This window comes from Marinimicrobium sp. C6131 (genome assembly GCF_026153455.1).
Classification (GTDB): Bacteria; Pseudomonadota; Gammaproteobacteria; order Pseudomonadales; family Cellvibrionaceae; genus Marinimicrobium.
This window is the reverse complement of sequence record NZ_CP110629.1, coordinates 824,411-845,977: the sequence shown is the minus strand read 5'-3', so window position 1 is coordinate 845,977 and position 21,567 is coordinate 824,411. Positions and strand designations below refer to the sequence as shown.

The window sequence follows — 21,567 nt, the reverse complement described above, 5'->3', positions numbered from 1 at the left end:
GTAATGCTGTTTGGGAAGATCCATTGGTAGCGGCGGGTGCGCGCATTGCGCTTACCCGCCCTACGTTTGGTTGGGGCACAATTACGGCACAAAGAGGACCAGAAACGAAAAAGCCCTTGAAATTCTCTAGGAAAATCAAGGGCTTAAACGTCGGTATTTGGTCGGAACGGCAGGATTTGAACCTGCGACCCCCACACCCCCAGTGTGGTGCGCTACCAAACTGCGCTACGCTCCGATTTTGGCTGGCTGTGAGCGGTGCCGTTGGGGCTGTCCGTCACAGGGATGGGCATGATACCGCAAAATCGTGATTTTGCAAGTGCCTGATTTAGCGGGTTTTCAGCACTTCCAGGACTTCTTCCAGCTCGGCGATCATCTGGCCGACGAGTTGGCTGAACTGGCTGGCGTCCTGCTGGGCCGTCTCCCCTTCCATCTGCTGGCGGGCGCCGCCGATGGTGAAGCCCTGGTCGTACAGCAGGGCCCGAATCTGGCGGATGGTGAGCACGTCCTGGCGCTGATAGTACCGGCGGTTACCCCGACGCTTGACCGGCTTGAGCTGGGGGAATTCCTGCTCCCAATAGCGCAGTACGTGAGGTTTCACGGCGCAAAGCTCGCTGACCTCACCAATGGTGAAGTAGCGCTTGCCCGGAATTACCGGCAATTCGTCGTTATGGCTTGGTTCCAGCATAGGCTTCTACTTTGGCCTTGAGTTTTTGTCCTGGTCTGAAGGTGACCACCCGGCGGGCGCTGATGGGGATTTCTTCCCCGGTTTTGGGATTGCGCCCCGGGCGCTGGCTTTTATCTCGCAGGTCAAAGTTACCAAATCCGGACAGTTTTACCTGTTCGTTGCTTTCCAGTGACCGCCGGATTTCCTCAAAAAACAGCTCCACGAGCTCTTTGGCCTCACGCTTGTTGAGGCCAAGCTCGTCGTAGAGTTTTTCGGCTAGATCGGCTTTTGTGAGAGCCCCGCCCGACATAGTTCTTATCCCTATCTGAGGGTGGCACCAAACTCCTCTTTCAAGCGTTCCACTACCCGCTCGACAGAGGCGTTGATCTCTTCCTCGTTAAGAGTGCGCGAAGCGTCCTGAAAGGTCAAGCCCAGAGCGACACTTTTTCTATGCGGATCAATACCTTTGCCCACATACACGTCAAAGACCTTTAAGTCTCGCAATTGCTCACCGGCGTGGCTTTTGACGCAATCGAACAGGCTTTGGGCCGCCACGCCCCGGTCGACCAGCAGCGCCAGGTCCCGACGGACACTTGGGAAACGGGACAGCGGCTCAAAGGCGGGCTTGCGGGCGGACTTGAGCGCCGACAGGGCCAGTTCGAACACAAACACCGCTCCGGGGATGTCCAGACCGCGCTGCAGCTGCGGATGCAGGGTGCCGATCACGCCGACCTGGGTCTCACCCCGGTAAATGGCGGCGGACTGGCCCGGGTGCAGGGCCGGATGGGCACCGGGTGCCATGCGGAACTCATCACCGGCCCCGGTAAGCGCCAGTACGGCTTCCAGGTCGCCTTTGAGGTCGTAGAAGTCCACGGGTTCTTTGACATTGGCCCAACCCTCGGGCTGACGACTGCCATAAATCAGACCGGCCAGCATGGGCTCCTGGCTCAGTTTGCCGTCCGCACCGGGAACAAACCGCTGCCCGCTCTCAAACAGGCGCACACGCTCCTGCTGGCGGTTCAGGTTGTGCTGGAGGGTGGAGACCAACCCGGGCAGCAGGGTCGGGCGCATGACCGCCATATCGGCGCTGATGGGGTTGCGCAGAGCGACGGGCTCGATATCCGGCGCAAACTGCTTGGACAGCTTGGGCTCGATAAAGCTGTAGGTAATCGCTTCCTGATAATCCCGCGCCACCAGTTCCCGGCGAATACGCTCCAGAGACAGGCGCCCTTCCGGGCGGGCCGGAATACTCAGGGCCGCGGCCAGACTGCGGGTGGGCAGCCGGTTGTAGCCGTAGATGCGGGCCAGCTCTTCGAGCAGGTCTGCCTCGATGGCCAGATCGAACCGGTAGCTGGGCACCGCGAAGGTCCAGCCGGCATCGGTCTGTTCGGTCAGGGTCAGCCCCAGGCCGGTCAGAATGGCTTCCACGTCTTCATCCGGCAATTCCAGACCCAGGCCGCTGGTCACACGCTCGCGACGCAGACTGACGGTGCGATCGCCCGGCAGGTGGTTTTCATCCCAGGCTTTGACCAGGGGGCCGGGCTCACCGCCCACCACACTCAGCAGCAGCTCGGTGGCGCGTTCCATGGCCTGTTCTTGCAGCTGATAGTCCACGCCGCGCTCAAAGCGGTGGGAAGAATCGGTATGCAGGCCATAGCTGCGGGCTTTACCGGCAATGGCGATGGGATTGAAAAAGGCGCTTTCCAGGAAGATGTCCCGGGTTTCGGGGCCGACCGCGCTGTCGCGACCGCCCATGATGCCCGCCATGGCCAGGGGCTTTTCCTGGTCGGCAATCACCAGTGTGCCTTCGGTCAGGGTGACTTCCTGATCGTCCAGCAGTACAAGCTTTTCATCCGGCTTGGCCAGGCGCACGTCGATACCGCCACTGAGTTTGGCAAGGTCGAACGCATGCATGGGTTGGCCCAGCTCGAGCAGTACGTAGTTGGTGACATCCACTACCGCGTCGATGCTGCGCAGACCGGCCCGGCGCAGCTTCTCCTGCAGCCACAGGGGGCTGGGGCGGCTGATATCAATGTTCCGGACCACGCGACCGACATAGCGGCTGCAGCCTTCCGGCGCGCTCAGGGTGACCGGTCGGGTCTCGTCGTTGACCGGTTTGACCGGAACGATCTCGGGTTCATTGACCGGCACACGATTGAGCACCCCGACTTCCCGGGCAATACCTTTGATGCTCAGGCAGTCACTGCGGTTTGGGGTCAGGTCGACTTCGATAATCTGGTCGTTCAGGCCCAGATACTCGCGCAGGTCGGTGCCGGTGGGCGCATCGACGGGCAGCTCCCACAGGCCGTCGTCATCATCGCCGGCTTCCAGTTCGGTCTGGGCGCAGAGCATGCCGAAGGATTCCACGCCGCGCAGCTTGGCTTTCTTGATCTTGAAGTCACCGGGGAGCGTGGCGCCGACGGTCGCGAACGGCACCTTGATGCCTTCACGGGCGTTGGGTGCACCGCACACCACCTGCCGGAGTTCATCGCCCTCGCCCGCCACTTTACACACGCGCAGTTTGTCCGCGTCCGGGTGCTGTTCGACCGAGACGATCTCGCCGACCACCACGCCGCTGAACTCACCCGCGACCGGATCAACGGCATCGACTTCCAGGCCCGCCATGGTGATCTGAGCGGCCAGTTCATCGGTGGTGATGGCCGGGTTTACCCACTCCCGCAACCAGGATTCACTTACTTTCATAATCGGACTCTTAAAACTGTTTCAGGAAACGCAGGTCGTTTTCGAAGAACAGGCGCAGATCGTTCACGCCGTAGCGGAGCATGGCGAGGCGCTCGACCCCCATGCCGAAAGCGAAGCCGGTGTAGGTATCCGGGTCCACGCCGCTGGCTTTGAAGACTTCCGGATGAACCATGCCGCAACCCATCACTTCCAGCCAGCCGGACTGCTTGCACACGCGGCAACCCTTGCCCTGGCACTGGGTGCATTGAATATCCACCTCGGCGGAAGGTTCGGTAAAGGGGAAGTAGGACGGCCGGAAACGCACGGGCACGTCGGCCTCAAAGAAGGCTTTCAGAAATTCGTCTACCGTGCCTTTCAGGTCGGCAAAGCTGATGCCCTTGTCCACCACCAGACCTTCGATCTGGTGGAACATGGGGGTATGGGTCAGATCCGAGTCGCAGCGGTACACCCGCCCCGGGCAGATGATGCGAATGGGCGGCTTCCGGTTTTCCATGGTGCGCACCTGTACCGGCGAGGTGTGGGTGCGCAGTACGTGGGTGTCGTCCACGTAAAAGGTGTCGTGCATCGCCCGCGCAGGGTGATGGGACGGAATATTCAGAGCTTCGAAGTTGTGGTAATCGTCTTCGATTTCCGGGCCTTCTTCCACGGTATAACCCACCGCGGCGAAAATGGCTTCGATTCGCTCAAGCGTGCGGGTGACCGGGTGCAATCCACCGGTCTGGTTGGCGCGGCCCGGCAGGGTCACATCCAGAGTCTCGGCGGCGAGTTGGGCGTCAATGGCCGCTTTTTCCAGGGCCGCTTTGCGCTCATTCAGCGCGTCCTGAACCTGATTCTTGGCTTCGTTGATTTTCGCCCCGGCGGCGGGCCGCTCCTCGGCGGACAGCTGTCCCAGGCTTTTCATCTGGGCGCTGATACTGCCTTTCTTGCCCAGATACTCGACCCGGACTTTGTCCAGGCTGGCCAGGTCATCGGCTTCTTGTACCTGCTTGAGCGCCGCTTCGGTCAGCGCATTGAGATTTTCCATCAGTCAAACCCAAAAAAGTTGTTCACGGTCGTCTAAAAATAAAAAAAGGAGGGACTGCTACCAGCCCCTCCTTTTATCGCGCTCATTCAGACACGTTACCGTGTCAGACGTTGTTGACGATTAAGCAGCCAGAGCTGATTTAGCCTGTGCAACAACGACGGCAAACGCCGCTTTGTCGTGAACGGCCAGATCGGCCAGTACGCGACGGTCGAGAACGATATTGGCTTTTTTCAAGCCGGCGATCAGTTGGCTGTAGGTCATGCCTTCAGCGCGGGACTGGGCGTTGATACGCGCGATCCACAGCTGACGGAAGTTACGCTTCTTGTTGCGACGGTCGCGATAAGCGTACTGACCGGCCTTGATAACCGCTTGCTTGGCTACGCGGAATACCCGTGAACGGGCTCCATAATAACCTTTTGCAGCCTTAAGAACTTTCTTGTGACGACGGCGTGCTTCCACACCACGTTTTACTCGAGCCATTGTTTACTCCTCAAAAAATTTCCGGTTGCAACCGATCAGTTGGAACGCAACATGCGCTTGACGGCCGGGACATCAGCAGCGTTCAGAACGCTGGTGCCACGCAGCTGACGCTTGCGCTTGGTGGTCATTTTGGTGAGGATGTGGCTTTTGAAAGCGTGCTTGTGCTTAAAACCAGCCGCGGTCTTCTTGAAGCGCTTGGCGGCGCCACTGTGTACTTTAGCTTTTGTTGCCATGGGATTAAAACTCCGCATTCATAGGTAAATAAACAGTAACTCAGGCAGCTAAAAAGCCCAGCTACTTCTTCTTTTTCGGGGCGATCACCATAGTGAGCTGCCGGCCTTCCATCTTCGGCTTTTGCTCAACGGTGCCCAGCTCTTCCAGGTCCTTTTCGACACGATGCATAACTTCCATGCCGAGTTCCTGGTGAGCCATTTCCCGGCCGCGGAACCGTAAGGTTACTTTGGCCTTGTCCCCGTTCTCCAGGAAACGTACGAGGTTGCGTAGTTTGACCTCGTAGTCCCCTTCCTCCGTCCCTGGACGGAATTTCATTTCTTTGATCTGCTGCTGCTTCTGTTTCTTCTTGGCAGCCGCCTTGGTTTTCTTGATCTCAAACAGGTGCTTCCCGTAATCCATCACCTTACAGACGATGGGGTCGCTATCGGGCGATATTTCCACCAGATCCAGGTCCGCGGATTGTGCCGCCTCGAGCGCGTCGGCCAAGGGTACAACACCGATTTGGTCGCCATTGGGGCCGATCAGGCGCACCTCGCTGGCTTCAATTTGATCGTTAATCCGAGCTTTTTTGGACTTGCCTTTAGGCGCTGGTCGTTTGATAGCTGTTATCTCCTGTTTGTTGAAAATCTGAGCTGGCCCGTCCGTTCGCAACGTGCGGGCCTGAGCCCTGCCGTTACCGGGACTGACTCCGTCCGCGCTGGGCCACATCGGCCGCCAGGCGTTCGGCGAAGTCTTCCACGCTCATTACCCCCAAGTCTTCGCCCCCGCGCGTGCGCACGGCGAGAGCCCCGGATTCCATCTCCTTGTCGCCGATCACGAGCAAATAGGGAATCCGCTGAAGGGTGTGCTCGCGGATTTTAAAGCCGATCTTCTCGTTTCTCAAGTCCGAAATGACCCTAAACCCTTTATTTCGCAAGGTTTTTTCCACTTTTTGGGCATATTCGGCCTGATTGTCGGTAATATTCATCACCACCGCCTGCTCTGGCGCCAGCCAGGCGGGGAAAATCCCCTCGTAATGTTCGATCAGAATACCGATAAAACGCTCGAAAGAGCCCAAAATGGCCCGGTGCAACATGACCGGCACCTGGCGGGAGCCATCTTCGGCCACATATTGGGCATCCAGGCGACCCGGCATGGAGAAATCCACCTGAATGGTGCCCAACTGCCAGACCCGACCAATGCAGTCTTTCAGGGAGAATTCGATCTTGGGCCCGTAGAAGGCGCCCTCCCCCGGCAGCTCTTCCCAGTCCAGGCCTTTGGCGTTCAGCGCCTCGGCCAGGGCCTGCTCGGCCTTGTCCCAGCTCTCGTCGCTACCGACCCGTTCTTCCGGGCGGGTGGACAGACGGTAGATGATCTCGTCAAAGCCGAAATCCCGGTACACCTCGTGCAGGAAGTCGATGAAATCGGCCACTTCCGGCTGAATCTGGCTCTCGGTACAGAAAATGTGGGCGTCGTCCTGGGTAAAGCCGCGCACCCGCATGATGCCGTGCAGGGAGCCGGAGGGCTCATTGCGGTGACAGGAGCCGAACTCGGCCAGACGCAGGGGCAGATCCCGGTAGCTCTTCAGGCCCTGGTTGAACACCTGCACGTGACAGGGGCAGTTCATCGGCTTGACGGCAAAATCCCGATCTTCGGACTTGAGGGTGAACATGCCGTCACCGAACTTGTCCGCGTGGCCGGATTTCTGCCACAGGGTCATATCCACCACCTGCGGGGTGCGGATTTCCTGGTAATCATGGCGATGCTGCATGTCGCGCATGTAGTTTTCCAGGGTCTTGTAGATGGTCCAGCCCTTGGGATGCCAGAACACCATGCCCGGCGCCTCTTCCTGGGTGTGGAACAGGTTGTGTTTTTTGGCCAGCTTGCGGTGGTCCCGCTTTTCCGCCTCTTCCAGACGCTGGATATAGGCTTTGAGCGCCTTCTTGTCATTCCAGGCGGTGCCGTAGATACGCTGCAACTGTTTGTTGCTGGAGTCGCCCCGCCAGTAGGCGCCGGAGACCCGCATCAGCTTGAAGTAGCGCATGACCCGGGTATTGGGCACATGGGGACCACGGCACATGTCGACGTATTCTTCGTGATGATAGAGGCCCACCGCCTTTTCGCCGGCGGCGATCAGGTCATCAATCAGCTCGACTTTGAAGTCTTCGCCCCGCTCCATGAACAGCTCGCGGGCCTGTTCGATGGGGGTCATTTTTTTGATGACGTCGTAATCTTTCTTGATCAACTCCTGAACGCGCTTCTCGATGGCTTCCATATCGTCGGTGGTAATGGGATGCGGCGCGTCGATGTCGTAGTAGAAGCCGTCTTCAATCACCGGACCGATGGCCATTTTGGCTTCGGGGATCAACTGTTTGACGGCATGGCCCACCAGGTGAGCAAAAGAGTGACGGATGACTTCCAGCCCTTCCGGGTCGCGGCCGGTAATCAGGGTGACCTCGGCGTCATTTTCAATGAGCTCGCAGGCGTCAACCAGTTTGCCGTTGATGCGGCCGCACACGGTGGCTTTGGCCAGACCGGGGCCAATGTCTTCGGCGACTTGCATCAAAGTGACTGGCTGGGAGAATTCGCGTTTGGAACCGTCGGGCAGTGTAATAACAGGCATGGTGTATCCTTGATGTCAGTGGTGACCCCTACCAAAGGCCACGTGCGTTTTGACTCCGGCGGGCGGCTCCAGGATGGGGAGCGGGCCGGAACGGCGTAAACCGGACATTATAGAGAGGTAGTAAGCGGCATGGCAAATTACTGGTTGTTTAAATCCGAGCCGGATGAGTATGGCATTGACGATTTGCGGCGGGAGAAGGCGGGCGTTGGCCGCTGGAACGGGATTCGCAATTATCAGGCGCGTAATTTTCTGCGCGATGAGGTGGCTGTCGGTGATGGCGTTCTGATTTACCACAGTCAATGCAAGGTGCCGGGTGTGGCGGGCACGGCCAGGGTGGTGAAGGCGGCCTATCCGGATCCGGCGCAGTTTGATCCGAAGAGTGATTATTTTGATCCGAAGGCGTCGGGGGAGGCTCCGCGCTGGTTTTGTGTGGATATCCAGTTTGAGTCGGCGTTTGATGAGGTGGTGCCCTTGAAGGTGATCAAGCAGCAGGAGCCGTTGAATGAGATGGTGCTGTTGAAGCAGGGCCGCTTGTCGATTCAGCCGGTAACGGCGAAGGAATGGAAGTACATTCTGAAGATGGCTTCGTGATGTTTGGTGGTTTTTTAGAGGGGCGGTCCGGGGTGGGGTGAACCTATCCAAGACCGTGGAGCGGGGGACCCGCGATGCGAGCCCCCAGGGATGGGTTCACGGCGTGTCTTGGATAGGTTCACCCCACCCCGGACCTAAGTGCCACATTTATCCAAGGCAACATGTTCGAACATGGTTGCGTAGGACGGATAAGCGCGTAGCGCGTCATCCACCACACAACCTTATTCGGTAGGCATAACCTCAAACGTAGCCGCGTTACGCTCGGCGGCTGAGCCCGGCTGACCCAAGGTCAATTCACCGCGACTTACCATCAGGTAATGCGCCCGGTTCTCCAGCGACCGGAAGGACGCACCCTCCCCCGCCAGGCCACTCACCTGTTCAAAGGTAGCTGCACGAGCAAATTCGTCGGTACCGTCGTGCTCAACAATGGCGACGTCGCCGTCCTGCGCCACCAGGTAGTAGCCCATACGGGTTTCCGGCTGGAAGGAGACGGTGTTGCCGCCCTGTTCTGCCAAGGGTTCCAGGTGCCACTTGAAGTTCCAGTGGTCTTGGGCGTTCAACTCGGTGACGGTGGTCTCTTCCCCGTCGCCATAGCGGACGTATTCGTCGGTATTCGCGTGGCTCTGCAGCGCCCGGGCGGTGTGGGTGATGCCCGAGGCGGTGGGGGTCAGTTTTTTGATGGTGCCATCGGCGTTGTATTCCAGGAATTCCATGGAGACGGAGCGGCGGAAGTTGCCTCCGGTGGGCAGCGCGGAGGTGTGGTAGATGAAGTAGTCTTCACCTTCGTATTCCAGGATCGCCTGATGGCTGGTGCCGCTGTCTTCGAGCACATCCATCAGCAGGCCTTTGTATTCCCAGGGGCCTTCGGGGCTGTCGCTCATGGCGTAGGCCAGTTCTTCGGGGTAGTTCATGGCGTAGGTCAGGTAGTATTTGCCATTTTTCTCGTGCACCCAGGGCGCTTCGGTGAAAGTGCCGGGCATGTCGAATTCGACTTTGTGCACTTCGCCATCGAACTCGATCATGTTGTCTTTGAGTTTGGCGTAGTAGAGGTGGGAGTTGCCCCAGTAGAGGTAGGCCTGGCCGTCGTGATCAATGAAGACGCTCGGGTCGATGTCGTCCCAGCTGTGGCTGTGTTCGATCATATGAGGCGCCGGCTCGGTGTCGTTGGGGTCAATCAGCGGTTTGCCCAGGGCATCTTTCCAGCCGGTGACCGGATCGTCCGATACGGCAACCCCCAAGGTGTAGCCGCCCTGCCAGTCGCCTTCCTCGGGCACCGGCATACGCACTGTGGTGTACCAGTAGAACTTCCCGTCGCGCTCAATCGCCTGGGAGGCCCAGGCGGAGTCGCCATCGGCCCATTCGAAAATGGTGCGGGGCACCTCACCCTCAAGTGTCCAGTTTTCCAGGTCGGTGGAGGAGTAGATGTTCCACTCCTTGAGGACAAAGAAGTCACCATCCACTGTGGCCTCGTCGTGGCCCACATACAGGTAGACCTTACCGTCGTGAACCAGAGCGGCCGGGTCCGCGCTGAAGCGTTCGGTGATGATGGGGTTATCCGCCTGTACGCCCGCCGCACCGGCGAGACCCATCAGGGTGGCGCCCAGAGTGCGCTTGAAAGATGTCGACATGGTGTTCTCCTGCTTGCCGTTGTTATGAAATCATTGGTATTTTGAATATCATAATACAATTTAGGCAGGAAAATCCAGATTCGCGGTTGGCGATGCAGTCCGGGCCGGGGTGGGACCGACCTTTCAAGACACGCCGTACATACATCCCTGTAGGCTCGAATCGCCGGTCCCCGGCTCCACGGTCTTGAAAGGTCGGTCCCACCCCGGCCCTCAGTGCCATATTCTTAATCAGCTCGATACCATATGTCGGGTGCGCTCCAGGTCCTGCTCGTCGTTATTCACGAACTTGAACTGATTCCAGGCCAGCCGGATCTTGTCGTTATGGTGGAGTCGCAACCGCTGCGCCACTCGTTGATCATTCACAAAAGTGCCGTTGGTACTGCCCAGATCCTCCAGGTAATACTCCCGAAACTGCGGGAAATCCGGATTGGGCTTCACGCTCATGCGGGCGTGACGACCGCTGACCGCGCTGTCGTCAATCAGCACGTCACACTCGGGGTGACGCCCCAGCGTCAATTCACCACCCACAAGTTCAAACTTGTGAACGGCGACATCGTCTACGAGTTGAATCAACCAAGCCATTGTTGGGTACCTTCTCAAAGTGTCTTTAAAATTCTTTCTCCAAAGCCGTGCGCAAAGCCCTGGCCATTTCTGCAGCGTTGGCATAGCGTTTTTCCGGCTCTTTCTGTAGCGCTTTGTTCACAATCCGAGTGGCACTGCGGGGCAGATCCTTGCGAACCTCCCTCAGGGGTTTATGGCGGCTCTGCACGATCTGATAACTCAGCTCCGCAATCGTATCGCCACGAAATGGCAGAGCACCGGTCAGCAATTGGTACAGGGTCACACCCAGACTGAAAATATCGCTCGCCGGCCCCACCCGCGCGCCCCTGAGCTGCTCCGGGGACATATAGAGCGGACTCCCCATAATCTCGCCGGTCTGGGTCCGGGCACTGTTGGCCACCCGGGCGATTCCGAAGTCGGTCACGACCACGCGGTTTTCTTCCGGGTCGTAGAGAATATTGCCCGGCTTGATATCCCGATGAACCACCTGCTGCTCGTGGGCATAGGCCAAAGCCTCCGCGACCGTGGCCATCAGCTCATAGACCTTGGCCAAGGGGAGTTGCCGGGATTGGGCGGTGCGCTCATTCAGCGGTTCGCCCCGTACGTAATCCATGGCAATAAACGCCAGCTCATGCTCCTGCCCCACGTCGTATACCGTCACAATATTCGGATGACGCAACCGCCCCGCCGCTTCCGCCTCCCGGAAAAACCGTTTTTTAAGGTTCTCCCGTTCATCGGCATCGAATGGAGCAACATTCAACGTTTTGATCGCCACCTCCCGGGCGATATGGGGATCTCGCCCGAGATAGACGATCCCCATCGCACCGCGTCCCAACTCCCGCTCGATCTGGTAGCGCCCCAACTGTTGAGGAACGGCAAACTCTTCCAGCACCTGGGTCTGCGCCAGGGTTGACGCGCCGGCGGCTGACCCTGGCCGCGTCTCCAGCACCTCGAGCCGCCGCGGAACGTCGCGGTACATTGGCTTTCGCCCCGCGATCTCCCGGTAACAGGCCAGCGCCTCCTGGCGGCGTTGGCGACGCTCGTGCTCTCTGCCCTGATCGTAGAGCAGGTCCAGGATAGAGTCCGATGTGGGGCAGGCTTTCAGCGCGGTCAGCGCTTCTTTCCAGTGGCCGTTTTCAAAGCGCTCAATCCCCAACTGACGGCGCAGATACTGCGCCTGGCGATACCAGCGGCACTGGTGCCAATAAGCGCCTATCAGCAACAGCCCGATCCACAGATACTGAACCGCCAGCCCGAGCGGCAAATACAGACCCTGACTGATCTGGGCACCAATCTGCCCCGCAACCAGCCCCACCGTTAGCAGCCCCGTCATCAATAACGCGGTCACCCGACCCATGGCCGGGGTCAACCAGAGCAGATAAACCACCAAAGCCAGAATCAGCCCGGAGAAGGCCGGATAAAACCACCAGGGCGTCCGGTAACCGCCATTGAGAAGCGCGCCGGATTGCCCGGACAGTCCCTGCTCTGCCCAGCGATCGGTAACCTCGGGCCAGATCAAATACCATCTGTCAGCCGACGGTGGGGAGACCGAATGAGTGTAACGAACCCGCTCAGGGGTCAGCGCCAGGGAGGCATCAAACACAATGGCATCAAGCCAGGAAGGCGACGGCAGGGATTGCGGAAACAGGATCAGCCAGCCGCCAAGCAACAGAACCAGCACACGCAGGCTCAGTCCGTCGGCCAGTCGTTCCGTCAAGGTAGCGCTCATGAAGAAGGATTATTGCTCCGCGGTGTAGTAAACGCCGGGAATCCAGCTTTTTTTGATCTTCAGGGTGCGCTGCAGTTCGTCGGAAATCTGCTCAACGTATTGCAGCTCATGAGTTCCGACCCGAATGCTGTCTTCAGCCCTCAAGGGCGCCTCGGGCACCCGCTGACCGTTCACCCAGACACCGTTGGTGCTGTTCAGGTCCCGGATGCGGTAGCCTTTCGCCGTGGCCTCGATGACGGCGTGATGGCCACTGACCGTGGCATCATCCACAACCAGGTGGTTATCGGCGCTGCGTCCGATGGTCAGGGTTTCGTTGCTGAGCTCGTAGTAGCCGACACTGGCACCGTTGAGCTGATGGTGAATGTACGGCATAGGGCCCCCTGTCTGTGCCGGTGAATCCGGAAAGCGTAGCACAGGGAGCCAAAGAGGAATGTGACGCCTTTCTCCTCTTGCCGATTGAGCGTGTTTACCGCGCTTCAATACTCCGCATTGTGGAAAACGCGCTGAACATCGTCCAGAAAGTTCAACAGTTCGACCATTTTCTCGAACTGCTCGACGTCTTCGCCCGCGATCTCGGTGGTCATCTGGGGGATAAACTGCACATCCTCGACATCAAACTCGATCCCTTCGAAAGCGTCTTTCAGTGCATTGCGGGTTTTGGCGTATTCGGTCTGCGGGGCAAATACCGTAATGACGCCCTCTTCGGCTTCGATGTCGGTGACATCGACATCGGCGTCCGCCAGAGCCTCCAACACCGCGTCCTCATCCGGCCCGGTGAAGCGGAAAATCGCGCTGTGATCGAACAAATGACTGACCGCGCCCGACGCACCCAGTTTGGCTTTGACCTTATTGAAGCAGGTGCGCACATCGCCGTAAGTCCGGTTCGGATTGTCGGTCAGGCAGTCCACAATGACCATGGTGTTACCCGGTCCGAAACCCTCATAACGCGCCACCGCAAAGTCTTCTCCGCCGCCACCCTCGGCCTTGGCGATCGCCTTCTCGATCACATGAGCGGGCACCTGCTCTTTCTTTGCCCGTTCAAGCAGAGACGCCAACGCCAGATTGCCGGTCGGCTCGGTGCCGCCGGATTTGGCGCACATATAAATCTCGCGGCTGTAACGGCTGTAAATTTTGGATTTCATGTCCGAGGTTTTGGACATGGATTCTTTGCGGTTCTGGTAGGCTCTGCCCATGGGTGAATACCGGGTTCGTTAATTATGCTTGGCCGTCAACGGACGGCCTACTCCCACTCAATGGTCGCGGGTGGCTTACTGGATACATCGTAAGTCACCCGGGACACACCTGAAATTTCATTGATGATGCGGTTGGAGACTTTCTCCAACAATTCGTAAGGCAGGTGCGCCCAACGGGCGGTCATGAAGTCGATGGTCTCCACCGCGCGCAGAGCAATCACCCACTCGTAGCGACGCGCGTCACCGACGACGCCGACCGATTTGACCGGCAGGAATACCGCAAAGGCCTGGCTGGTTTTGTGGTACCAGTCGGCATTGTGCAACTCTTCGATAAAGATGGCATCGGCTTCGCGCAGAATATCGGCGTACTCTTTTTTGACTTCGCCCAGAATCCGCACGCCCAGGCCCGGTCCCGGGAAGGGGTGACGATAGACCATGTCGTAAGGCAGGCCGAGCTCCAGACCGATTTTGCGCACTTCGTCTTTGAACAGTTCGCGCAGCGGTTCCACTAACTGCATTTTCATGGTTTCCGGCAGCCCGCCCACATTGTGGTGGGATTTGATCACGTGGGCCTTGCCGGTTTTGGCGGCGGCGGATTCGATCACGTCCGGGTAGATGGTGCCCTGGGCCAGCCAGTTGACGTCTTTGAGTTTGGTGGCTTCGTCATCGAACACGTCAATAAAGGTGTTGCCGATGATTTTGCGCTTGGCTTCCGGGTCGTCCACGCCCTGGAGCTTGCCGAGGAACTGGTCTTCGGCGTCCACGCGTATGACTTTCACGCCCATGTTTCGGGCGAACATTTCCATGACCTGGTCGCCCTCTTCCTTGCGCAGCAGGCCGTTGTCGACAAACACGCAGGTAAGCTGGTCGCCAATGGCTTTGTGCAGCAGGGCCGCCACCACCGAGGAGTCCACGCCGCCGGACAGTCCGAGAAGTACTTTGTCCTTGCCGACCTGTTCGCGCACTTTTTCGATGGCATCGTCGACAATTTTGGCCGGGGTCCAGAGGGCTTCGCAGCCGCAGAGTTCGAACACGAAGTGCTCGAGAATGCGCTTGCCCTGAAGCGTGTGGGTGACTTCGGGGTGGAACTGAACGCCGTAAAACTGTTTGGCTTCGTTGGCCATACCGGCAATGGGACAGCTTGGGGTGGAGGCCATGATGTCGAAGTCCGGCGGCAGTTTGATGACTTTGTCGCCGTGGCTCATCCAGACGTCCAGCAGGGAGTCGCCATTGTGGTCGAGGTGGTCTTTGATATCGTGCAGAAGTCTGGTCTGGCCGTGGACTTTGACTTGGGCGTAGCCAAATTCCTGGACTTTGGAGCCTTGCACGGAGCCGCCCAGTTGTTCGGCCATGGTCTGCATGCCGTAGCAGATGCCGAGTACGGGGACGCCGAGTTCGAAGACGGCCTGGGGTGCCCTCGGGCTGCCTTCGGCATGGACGGATTCCGGGCCGCCGGCGAGGATGATGCCGTTGGGGTTGTAGTCCCGGATTTCGTCGTTGCTCATGTCGAAGGCGCGGATTTCGGAGAAGACGCCGATTTCGCGCACTCGTCGGGCGATGAGTTGGGTGTATTGGGAGCCGAAGTCGAGGATGAGGATGCGTTGAGCGTGAATGTCTTGGGTCATGAGGCTCTTACTGGTTGGTTGTGCTTGCGTTTGATGGGCTTCGTAGCCGGTCCGCTGAGGGGACCCCCCTTTCAAGACACGCCGTGAACCCATCCCTGGGGGCTCGCCTCGCGGAGTCCCTCCGCTTACGGTCTTGAAAGGGGGGTCCCCTCACCGAACCTTCCGACTGTGCGAGATTCACCAGTTAACCAGTAAGAACCCCGCGTTATGGTTGTGCTGGTATTACCGCCCGACCGGATAGTTCGGGGCTTCTTTGGTGATCTGTACGTCATGGACATGGCTTTCACCCATACCGGCGGAAGTGACGCGCACGAAATGTGGCTGGGTGCGCATTTCCTCAATGTTGTGGCTGCCGGTGTAGCCCATGGCGGCGCGCAGGCCGCCCATCATCTGATGGACGATGACGTTCAGGGGACCTTTGTAGGGCACGCGGCCTTCGATGCCTTCCGGGACGAGTTTTTCGGCGCCTTCACTGGCATCCTGGAAGTAGCGGTCGCTGGAGCCCTGGGTCTGGGACATGGCGCCCAGGGAGCCCATGCCACGATAAGCTTTGTAGGTGCGACCCTGGAACAGTTCGACTTCACCCGGAGCCTCTTCGGTACCGGCAAACATGGACCCCATCATGACGGTGTGTGCACCGGCGACGATGGCCTTGGCCAGATCGCCGGAGAAGCGGACGCCGCCGTCGGCGATGATGGGGATGTCGCTGTCTTTCAGGCCCGCCACGACGTTGGCAATGGCGCTGATCTGCGGCACGCCAACGCCGCTGACAATGCGGGTGGTACAGATGGAGCCCGGGCCGATGCCGACCTTGACCGCATCAGCGCCGGCTTCAACGAGGGCCTTGGCCGCGTCCGCCGTGGCGATGTTGCCGCCGATCACCTGCAGGTCAGGGTAGTCGGTTTTGATGCGGCGGACCCGCTCGATGACGTTCCTGGAGTGGCCGTGGGCGGTGTCCACCACAATCACGTCCACACCGGCCTGAACCAGGGCGGCGACGCGATCGTCGGTGTCCGGGCTGGTGCCGACGCTGGCACCCACGCGCAGGCGACCTTCCGGGTCTTTACAGGCGTTCGGGTATTTTTCGGCCTTGTTGATGTCTTTGACGGTGATCAGGCCTTTCAGCTCGAAGTCATCATTGACCACCAGGACTTTTTCGATGCGGTGCTTGTGCAACAGGCTGCGTACTTCATCGTTGCTGGCGCCCTCTTTGACCGTCACCAATTTGTCTTTCGGCGTCATGATGCTGGAGACTTTCGCCTCCAGGTTGGTTTCAAAACGCACATCGCGACCGGTGACAATACCCACCAGGTCACCGTTTTCCAGTACCGGCAGGCCGGAGAAATTGTTCTGCCGGGTCAGGGCCAGCAGGTCGCTGATGGTGGCATTCGAGTCGATGGTAATCGGGTCCTTGACCACGCCGGCCTCGAACTTCTTGACCAGGCGGACTTCCTGGGCCTGCTTTTCGATGCTCATGCTTTTGTGGATGATACCGATGCCACCTTCCTGGGCCATGGCAATGGCCAGGCGCGCTTCGGTGACGGTATCCATGGCAGAGGAAATCAGCGGAATATTCAGTTGAATGCCGCGGGTCAGCCGGGTTTTCAGTGAGACGTCTTTGGGCGTGACGTCTGAATAGCCCGGCAGGAGCAAAACGTCGTCGAACGTGAGGGCTTCTTCAGCAATACGCAACATACAGCCAACCTTCATCCTGAGATAAGTAAACCGTCAATTATACCGTTCACAAGCCTGTGGGTAAACTGCCACCACCGGTTAAAAGTCGTTGTTTCGCCAGTCATTTTCGTCATAGCCCGCCCCGGTTTGGTTATAATGCCGGGATGTTTGAAAACGACTCCCCAACGACCTCCGAACGGCCGATTTTCACCGTCAGCCAACTGAACCGGCGCGCCAAGCAGTTGCTGGAAACCCACCTGCCCCTGATTTGGGTCGAGGGGGAGATTTCCAACTTCGCCCGCCCCTCCTCCGGCCACTGGTATTTCACGCTCAAGGATGATCAGGCCCAGGTGCGCTGTGCCATGTTTCGCGGGCGCAACCAGCAGGTGCGCTTTAACCCCCAACAAGGCCAACAGGTGCTGCTGCGGGCCCGGGTCAGCCTGTACGAGAACCGTGGCGATTACCAACTGATCGCCGAGCACATGGAAGAAGCCGGGGCCGGCGCCCTGCAGCGTGCCTTTGAAGCCCTCAAACACAAGCTTGCCCAGGAAGGCCTGTTTGATCCGGCCCGCAAGCGACCCATTCCCGCCCTGCCCCGGCATATTGGCGTGATCACCTCCGGCAGTGGCGCGGCGGTGCGCGACATTCTCACCGTGTTGCAGCGCCGCTTTCCGAGTATTCCGGTGACGCTGGTACCGGTACCGGTTCAGGGCAAAGACGCGGCGCCCGCGATTGTTGAGGCCCTGTCGCTGGCCAACCGGTCGGGGCTGTTTGATGTGCTGATTCTGGGCCGGGGTGGCGGCTCCCTGGAAGACCTTTGGCCCTTCAACGAGGAGATCGTGGCGCGCGCCATCGCCGCTAGCGACATCCCCGTGGTCAGTGCCGTGGGTCACGAAGTGGATGTCACCATCGCCGACTTTGTCGCCGACTTGCGAGCGCCCACCCCGTCCGCCGCCGCTGAATTGGTTGTTCCCGACGCCAGCGAATGGCTCGCCCGCTTTCGGGGTTACACACAGCGTCTGACCCAGTTGATGCGTCACCGCCTGCAGGCCGAACAACACCACCTCCAGCACCTGAGCAAACGTCTGCGCCACCCCGGGGAACGCCTGCAGCAACAGAGCCAGCGCCTGGACAACCTGGAATTGCGTTTGCGTCGTGCCATGCAACAGCGACTGATTCAGGCCCGGCAGCGGTTGGACAACCTTGCCGCCCGCCAGAAGGCACAGCGGCCGGAGCCGCAACTTCACCAATGGCAAACCCGTATCGACCAGCTACGCCAGCGGCTGAACCGACAGATGCAACAGACCTTGAAGCAGCAGCGCCAGCGCCTGAGCGAAGCCGGGCGGCTGCTGCACGGCGTGAGTCCGCTGAACACGCTGGAGCGCGGTTATGCCATTGTGCACAACGACGCCGGCGAGGTGATTCGGGATGCCGCGCAGGTGAAGCCCGGTGAACGGATTCGGACCCGGGTGGCAGCCGGGGAGATTCTCAGTCGGGTGGAGGAGTAAAGGTTTTTTACGGCGGATGCGGCCTTGGGCCTCCGCAGCGTCGGACCGATCCGCCCTACGCGGACTATGGATACCACGGCGGTTCACCATGACCGTTGATTCTGGTCTTCGCCCTGGTTACTATAAATACGAACTTGTCGGGGTGCCCTGCATTAGGGGCTGAGATCGGTCACACCGAAACCCGTTGAACCTGATCAGGTTGATGCCTGCGGAGGAAACAAGCGAGCCTGGCCCTGTCTGGCCCCTTCCCCCTGCTTCAAGCTCCTGATCTCACACGCTATACCCTTGTGTTTGAGGTCTTATGAGTCATGCAAAACAGTCCATCGGTATTGCCGGTGCCGGCCTGCTCGGGCGGCTGATCGCCTGGCGGTTACTCCGCCAGGGGCACAGCGTCGTGCTGTTTGATCGCGGCCCGGAAAACGGCACCCAGGCGGCCGCCTGGACCGCCGCCGGCATGGTGGCCCCGCTCAGCGAAGCGGTCGTCTCGGACCGGTCTGTCTACGAGATGGGCCGATACGCGCTGCGCCAGTGGCCACACTGGGTCAAACAGCTGGCCTCGAACCGCCGGCCCCTGTGGCAATTCAATGGCAGTCTGGTGGTGGCCCACCCTCAGGACGACACTGAACTGACCCAGTTCTACCGGGACCTGCACCACGCCACCGGCGACACTCACGGCTACCAGTGGTTGACCCGCCCGGCCATCCGAGCGCTGGAGCCGGATCTGAGCGATCAGTTCCAGCGCGGGCTGCTGCTGGAAAACGAAGGACATCTGGATAACCGCGCCCTGTTCGCTGCGCTCGGCGACGCCCTGCGGGAACTGGGCGGTCACTGTGTGTTTGACTGCGAGGTGGAGCTGGAGTCCGGCCTGATACACACACCATCCGGCCCCCGCCGTTTCGACCAGGTGATCGACTGTCGGGGCATGGGCGCCAAGTCCGGTTTCCCGGAACTGCGCGGCGTACGTGGTGAAATACTTCAGGTGCAGACCCGGGACCTGACGTTGAGCCGGCCGATCCGATTGATGCACCCACGTTACCAGCTCTACGTCGTCCCTAAGCCCGATCACCACTTTGTGATCGGCGCCACGCAAATTGAAAGCGAAGATCGCTCTCCCATGTCGCTGCAATCGTCTCTGGAACTGAGCAGCGCCCTTTACACCCTGGCGCCGGCTTTTTCCGAAGCGCGTATCGTGGAGCAGTCGGTCAATCTGCGTCCCGCCCTGCCGGACAATAATCCACGGATTACCAGCGAAGACCGTCTGTTACGGGTCAACGGCCTGTTCCGGCACGGCTACCTGTTGGCGCCCGCCGTGGTTGACCAGGTGGTGGCCATGACCGAAGGTAGCGCCGACACCGAATTCGCACACTCTTTATTAATGCATTGCTCGCGGAAAACCTCTGATGATAGAAGTCAGCCTCAACAACGAGCGGGTTAAATTGCCCGCCGACACCCCCCTGAACAAGGCACTGCAACAATGGCAGTATGCCGACCAGCCGGTGGCGATTGCCATCAACGGTGAGTTTGTACCCCGCGCCTGGTACCCGCAGGTGTTACTGCAGACCGGTGATCAGATCGATATCGTTCAACCGGTGGGAGGGGGTTAATGATGCAAACGGATACGCTGAATCTGTACGGTGAGTCGTTTGACAGCCGGTTTCTGCTGGGCACGGCCCTGTACCCTTCGCCACAGAGCATGCTCGATGCCATCCATGCCGGTCGCTGTGAAATTGTCACTCTGGGGCTGCGCCGACAGAATCCCGCCGACGGCAGTGGCGATGCGTTCTGGCGAATGATTCAGCGCAGCGGCTGTCGGCTGTTGCCCAACACCGCCGGCTGCAAAACGGCCAAAGAGGCGGTCACCCTGGCGGAGATGAGCCGGGAAATGTTCAACACCGACTGGGTCAAATTGGAAGTCATCGGCGATGATTACAACCTTCAGCCGGATCCGTTTGGGCTCGTCGATGCCGCGGAACAGCTGATTCGCAAAGGCTTCAAGGTGTTGCCCTACTGCACCGATGATCTGATTCTCGGTCAGCGCCTTCTCGCTGTGGGGTGCGAGGTCCTGATGCCCTGGGGGTCGCCCATCGGCACCGGTCAGGGACTGCTCAACCGCTACAACCTGAGGACCCTGCGCGAACGTTTGCCGGACACGCCGCTGATCATTGATGCCGGTTTGGGCGCCCCGTCTCAAGCCGCCGAGGCGATGGAAATGGGTTTTGATGGCGTTCTGTTGAATACTGCGGTGGCGAAAGCCCACACTCCGCCCTTGATGGCCGAAGCGTTCGCCGACGCCATTGATGCCGGCCGGAAAGCCTTCAAGGCCGGATTGATGACCCGCCGCCAGACGGCCAGTCCCAGCACACCAACCATTGGCCAGCCGTTTTGGCATCAGGCGTGAATGGAAGGGGGTTGTCGGCTTAGCGCAGCGCGCGTAAGCCGACAACAACCGCACTACAGTAACTGACTCCAGAGCGGCACCGTCACCAGCGACAGCAACAGACCATAACCGACAATGGTCGACACCAACCTCGGCGCCAGGCCATGAGCCATGGCCACCACCCCCGCTGAAATCATCGCCGGCATGGCCGTCTGCAACGCAACGGCTTTGGCCGCCACAGAATGCAGATCCAGCACGGCGAACACGGCGAAGACGATCGCCGGAATCAAAACCAGCTTGTACCCCAGGCCAACGGTCAGCGGGAGCAGATGCTCCCGGTCCAGCTTCAGTTGCCATTGCAGCCCGACCGCCACCATCACCACCGGCACCAGGCTTTCAGCAATCCGGCCGGTGGCGTAGGTAAACCAGTGCGGATAGTCCAGCGGGAACGTCGCAAACGCGAGCAGTAGCACCACAAACGGCGGAAAGGTGAATATGGTGCGGCTGACTTTCCGCCAGGAGGTATCCTGCCCGCTATACCAGGCCGCAACAATAACCGCATAGGTATTCAGAGCGATCACCGTGCCGGTCTGATCGTAGAGCAGTGCGTAGGGTAATGCTTCAGGTGGCAGCAGTGCCTGAATCAGGGGGATACCGACGAACGAGGTATTGCCCAGTACGATCACCAGCATCAAGGCGCCGGTCACCGAGCGGGACCACCCGAACCCGCGCGCCGTCAGCCAGACCAGCGCGGCGGTCGAGGCCATCACGACCCAGGTGCTGATCACGGGCAGTAATGCCCGTTGATCCAGTGTCAGTTTGGGAATTTCAGTGAGGATCATGGCCGGCAGCGCGACGTACAACACGTAGAGGTTGAGCGCACTGGCCGCGTCCCGGGGCATCCGACTCGATCGCTGCAATAGCAGACCGATACCCAGACACGCCAGAATCAGAAGCAGGTTACTCATTCGTCT

21 protein-coding genes, 1 tRNA gene and 1 riboswitch are annotated in these 21,567 nt (G+C 59.5%); of the genes, 5 read left to right on the top strand and 17 right to left on the bottom strand.

The window, feature by feature from the left end; all coding sequences use genetic code 11:
- Positions 1-158: 158 nt before the first annotated feature.
- The 9 genes from OOT55_RS03605 to thrS form a co-directional block, all read right to left on the bottom strand.
- Positions 159-235: transfer RNA gene (locus tag OOT55_RS03605), tRNA-Pro, on the bottom strand.
- Between the two features lie 90 nt (positions 236-325).
- Positions 326-685 carry a MerR family transcriptional regulator gene (locus tag OOT55_RS03600; protein WP_024459888.1) on the bottom strand — a complete coding sequence of 120 codons (360 nt, stop codon included), beginning with the start codon at positions 683-685 and terminating at the stop codon, positions 326-328.
- Complete coding sequence (gene ihfA, locus OOT55_RS03595; RefSeq protein WP_024459887.1) at positions 666-974, bottom strand: integration host factor subunit alpha; 309 nt, start codon at positions 972-974, stop codon at positions 666-668. The genes OOT55_RS03600 and ihfA overlap by 20 nt, the downstream gene beginning before the upstream one ends.
- Before the next feature lie 11 nt (positions 975-985).
- A complete protein-coding gene (pheT, locus tag OOT55_RS03590) occupies positions 986-3,367 on the bottom strand; it encodes a phenylalanine--tRNA ligase subunit beta (RefSeq protein ID WP_265367788.1) in 2,382 nt (793 codons plus the stop codon).
- 10 nt (positions 3,368-3,377) lie between these two features.
- The gene (gene pheS / locus OOT55_RS03585; protein WP_265367787.1) at positions 3,378-4,391 is read right to left on the bottom strand and encodes a phenylalanine--tRNA ligase subunit alpha; all 1,014 of its coding nucleotides are present in this window, start codon (positions 4,389-4,391) and stop codon (positions 3,378-3,380) included.
- 120 nt (positions 4,392-4,511) lie between these two features.
- A complete protein-coding gene (gene rplT, locus OOT55_RS03580) occupies positions 4,512-4,871 on the bottom strand; it encodes a 50S ribosomal protein L20 (protein ID WP_265367786.1) in 360 nt (119 codons plus the stop codon).
- Positions 4,872-4,906: 35 nt separating this feature from the next.
- Positions 4,907-5,104, bottom strand: coding sequence for a 50S ribosomal protein L35 (gene rpmI, locus OOT55_RS03575; RefSeq protein ID WP_027329098.1), 198 nt, complete (start codon positions 5,102-5,104; stop codon positions 4,907-4,909).
- 61 nt (positions 5,105-5,165) lie between these two features.
- Positions 5,166-5,813: a translation initiation factor IF-3 gene (gene infC, locus OOT55_RS03570; RefSeq protein WP_265367785.1), complete on the bottom strand. Its 648-nt coding sequence runs from the start codon at positions 5,811-5,813 to the stop codon at positions 5,166-5,168.
- On the bottom strand, positions 5,779-7,707 hold the full coding sequence (gene thrS / locus OOT55_RS03565; RefSeq protein ID WP_265367784.1) for a threonine--tRNA ligase: 1,929 nt from the start codon (positions 7,705-7,707) through the stop codon (positions 5,779-5,781). The genes infC and thrS overlap by 35 nt, the downstream gene beginning before the upstream one ends.
- A 129-nt stretch (positions 7,708-7,836) precedes the next feature.
- On the opposite strand from thrS, the gene OOT55_RS03560 reads away from it, so the two are divergent.
- Positions 7,837-8,298, top strand: coding sequence for an EVE domain-containing protein (locus OOT55_RS03560; RefSeq protein ID WP_265367783.1), 462 nt, complete (start codon positions 7,837-7,839; stop codon positions 8,296-8,298).
- A gap of 221 nt (positions 8,299-8,519) precedes the next feature.
- Here the strand turns inward: OOT55_RS03560 and OOT55_RS03555 are convergent, their stop codons facing one another.
- From OOT55_RS03555 to guaB, 7 genes are all read right to left on the bottom strand, one after another.
- Positions 8,520-9,926: a family 43 glycosylhydrolase gene (locus OOT55_RS03555; protein WP_265367782.1), complete on the bottom strand. Its 1,407-nt coding sequence runs from the start codon at positions 9,924-9,926 to the stop codon at positions 8,520-8,522.
- Between the two features lie 228 nt (positions 9,927-10,154).
- Positions 10,155-10,508 carry an FHA domain-containing protein gene (locus tag OOT55_RS03550; RefSeq protein WP_265367781.1) on the bottom strand — a complete coding sequence of 118 codons (354 nt, stop codon included), beginning with the start codon at positions 10,506-10,508 and terminating at the stop codon, positions 10,155-10,157.
- A gap of 25 nt (positions 10,509-10,533) precedes the next feature.
- Positions 10,534-12,204 carry a serine/threonine-protein kinase gene (locus OOT55_RS03545; protein ID WP_265367780.1) on the bottom strand — a complete coding sequence of 557 codons (1,671 nt, stop codon included), beginning with the start codon at positions 12,202-12,204 and terminating at the stop codon, positions 10,534-10,536.
- Between the two features lie 21 nt (positions 12,205-12,225).
- Positions 12,226-12,588, bottom strand: coding sequence for an FHA domain-containing protein (locus tag OOT55_RS03540; protein ID WP_265367779.1), 363 nt, complete (start codon positions 12,586-12,588; stop codon positions 12,226-12,228).
- A gap of 104 nt (positions 12,589-12,692) precedes the next feature.
- On the bottom strand, positions 12,693-13,409 hold the full coding sequence (locus tag OOT55_RS03535; protein WP_265367778.1) for a YebC/PmpR family DNA-binding transcriptional regulator: 717 nt from the start codon (positions 13,407-13,409) through the stop codon (positions 12,693-12,695).
- A 47-nt stretch (positions 13,410-13,456) separates the two neighbouring features.
- Complete coding sequence (gene guaA / locus OOT55_RS03530; protein ID WP_265367777.1) at positions 13,457-15,034, bottom strand: glutamine-hydrolyzing GMP synthase; 1,578 nt, start codon at positions 15,032-15,034, stop codon at positions 13,457-13,459.
- Positions 15,035-15,256: 222 nt separating this feature from the next.
- The gene (guaB, locus tag OOT55_RS03525) at positions 15,257-16,729 is read right to left on the bottom strand and encodes an IMP dehydrogenase (protein WP_265367776.1); all 1,473 of its coding nucleotides are present in this window, start codon (positions 16,727-16,729) and stop codon (positions 15,257-15,259) included.
- 143 nt (positions 16,730-16,872) lie between these two features.
- On the opposite strand from guaB, the gene xseA reads away from it, so the two are divergent.
- From xseA to OOT55_RS03505, 4 genes are all read left to right on the top strand, one after another.
- A complete protein-coding gene (gene xseA / locus OOT55_RS03520) occupies positions 16,873-18,216 on the top strand; it encodes an exodeoxyribonuclease VII large subunit (protein WP_265367775.1) in 1,344 nt (447 codons plus the stop codon).
- Positions 18,217-18,344: 128 nt separating this feature from the next.
- Positions 18,345-18,450: riboswitch (TPP riboswitch) on the top strand.
- A gap of 67 nt (positions 18,451-18,517) precedes the next feature.
- The gene (gene thiO / locus OOT55_RS03515) at positions 18,518-19,651 is read left to right on the top strand and encodes a glycine oxidase ThiO (protein WP_265367774.1); all 1,134 of its coding nucleotides are present in this window, start codon (positions 18,518-18,520) and stop codon (positions 19,649-19,651) included.
- Positions 19,617-19,820, top strand: coding sequence for a sulfur carrier protein ThiS (thiS, locus tag OOT55_RS03510; protein ID WP_265367773.1), 204 nt, complete (start codon positions 19,617-19,619; stop codon positions 19,818-19,820). Before thiO ends, thiS begins: the two co-directional genes overlap by 35 nt.
- 2 nt (positions 19,821-19,822) lie before the next feature.
- A complete protein-coding gene (locus OOT55_RS03505) occupies positions 19,823-20,614 on the top strand; it encodes a thiazole synthase (protein ID WP_265368780.1) in 792 nt (263 codons plus the stop codon).
- A gap of 53 nt (positions 20,615-20,667) precedes the next feature.
- On the opposite strand, the gene OOT55_RS03500 is transcribed toward OOT55_RS03505, so the two are convergent.
- On the bottom strand, positions 20,668-21,561 hold the full coding sequence (locus OOT55_RS03500; protein WP_265367772.1) for an AEC family transporter: 894 nt from the start codon (positions 21,559-21,561) through the stop codon (positions 20,668-20,670).
- Positions 21,562-21,567 lie beyond the last annotated feature (6 nt).

Coding starts and splice junctions, on each gene's coding strand:
- pheS (WP_265367787.1), bottom strand. CDS start 4,391: ATGGAAAATCTCAATGCGCTGACCGAAGCGGCGCTCAAGCAGGTACAA.
- thiO (WP_265367774.1), top strand. CDS start 18,518: ATGAGTCATGCAAAACAGTCCATCGGTATTGCCGGTGCCGGCCTGCTC.
- OOT55_RS03505 (WP_265368780.1), top strand. CDS start 19,823: ATGCAAACGGATACGCTGAATCTGTACGGTGAGTCGTTTGACAGCCGG.
- OOT55_RS03535 (WP_265367778.1), bottom strand. CDS start 13,409: ATGGGCAGAGCCTACCAGAACCGCAAAGAATCCATGTCCAAAACCTCG.
- thiS (WP_265367773.1), top strand. CDS start 19,617: ATGATAGAAGTCAGCCTCAACAACGAGCGGGTTAAATTGCCCGCCGAC.
- OOT55_RS03560 (WP_265367783.1), top strand. CDS start 7,837: ATGGCAAATTACTGGTTGTTTAAATCCGAGCCGGATGAGTATGGCATT.
- guaB (WP_265367776.1), bottom strand. CDS start 16,729: ATGTTGCGTATTGCTGAAGAAGCCCTCACGTTCGACGACGTTTTGCTC.
- guaA (WP_265367777.1), bottom strand. CDS start 15,034: ATGACCCAAGACATTCACGCTCAACGCATCCTCATCCTCGACTTCGGC.
- ihfA (WP_024459887.1), bottom strand. CDS start 974: ATGTCGGGCGGGGCTCTCACAAAAGCCGATCTAGCCGAAAAACTCTAC.
- OOT55_RS03600 (WP_024459888.1), bottom strand. CDS start 685: ATGCTGGAACCAAGCCATAACGACGAATTGCCGGTAATTCCGGGCAAG.
- OOT55_RS03555 (WP_265367782.1), bottom strand. CDS start 9,926: ATGTCGACATCTTTCAAGCGCACTCTGGGCGCCACCCTGATGGGTCTC.
- OOT55_RS03550 (WP_265367781.1), bottom strand. CDS start 10,508: ATGGCTTGGTTGATTCAACTCGTAGACGATGTCGCCGTTCACAAGTTT.
- xseA (WP_265367775.1), top strand. CDS start 16,873: ATGTTTGAAAACGACTCCCCAACGACCTCCGAACGGCCGATTTTCACC.
- pheT (WP_265367788.1), bottom strand. CDS start 3,367: ATGAAAGTAAGTGAATCCTGGTTGCGGGAGTGGGTAAACCCGGCCATC.
- thrS (WP_265367784.1), bottom strand. CDS start 7,707: ATGCCTGTTATTACACTGCCCGACGGTTCCAAACGCGAATTCTCCCAG.
- infC (WP_265367785.1), bottom strand. CDS start 5,813: ATGTGGCCCAGCGCGGACGGAGTCAGTCCCGGTAACGGCAGGGCTCAG.
- rplT (WP_265367786.1), bottom strand. CDS start 4,871: ATGGCTCGAGTAAAACGTGGTGTGGAAGCACGCCGTCGTCACAAGAAA.
- OOT55_RS03500 (WP_265367772.1), bottom strand. CDS start 21,561: ATGAGTAACCTGCTTCTGATTCTGGCGTGTCTGGGTATCGGTCTGCTA.
- rpmI (WP_027329098.1), bottom strand. CDS start 5,104: ATGGCAACAAAAGCTAAAGTACACAGTGGCGCCGCCAAGCGCTTCAAG.
- OOT55_RS03540 (WP_265367779.1), bottom strand. CDS start 12,588: ATGCCGTACATTCACCATCAGCTCAACGGTGCCAGTGTCGGCTACTAC.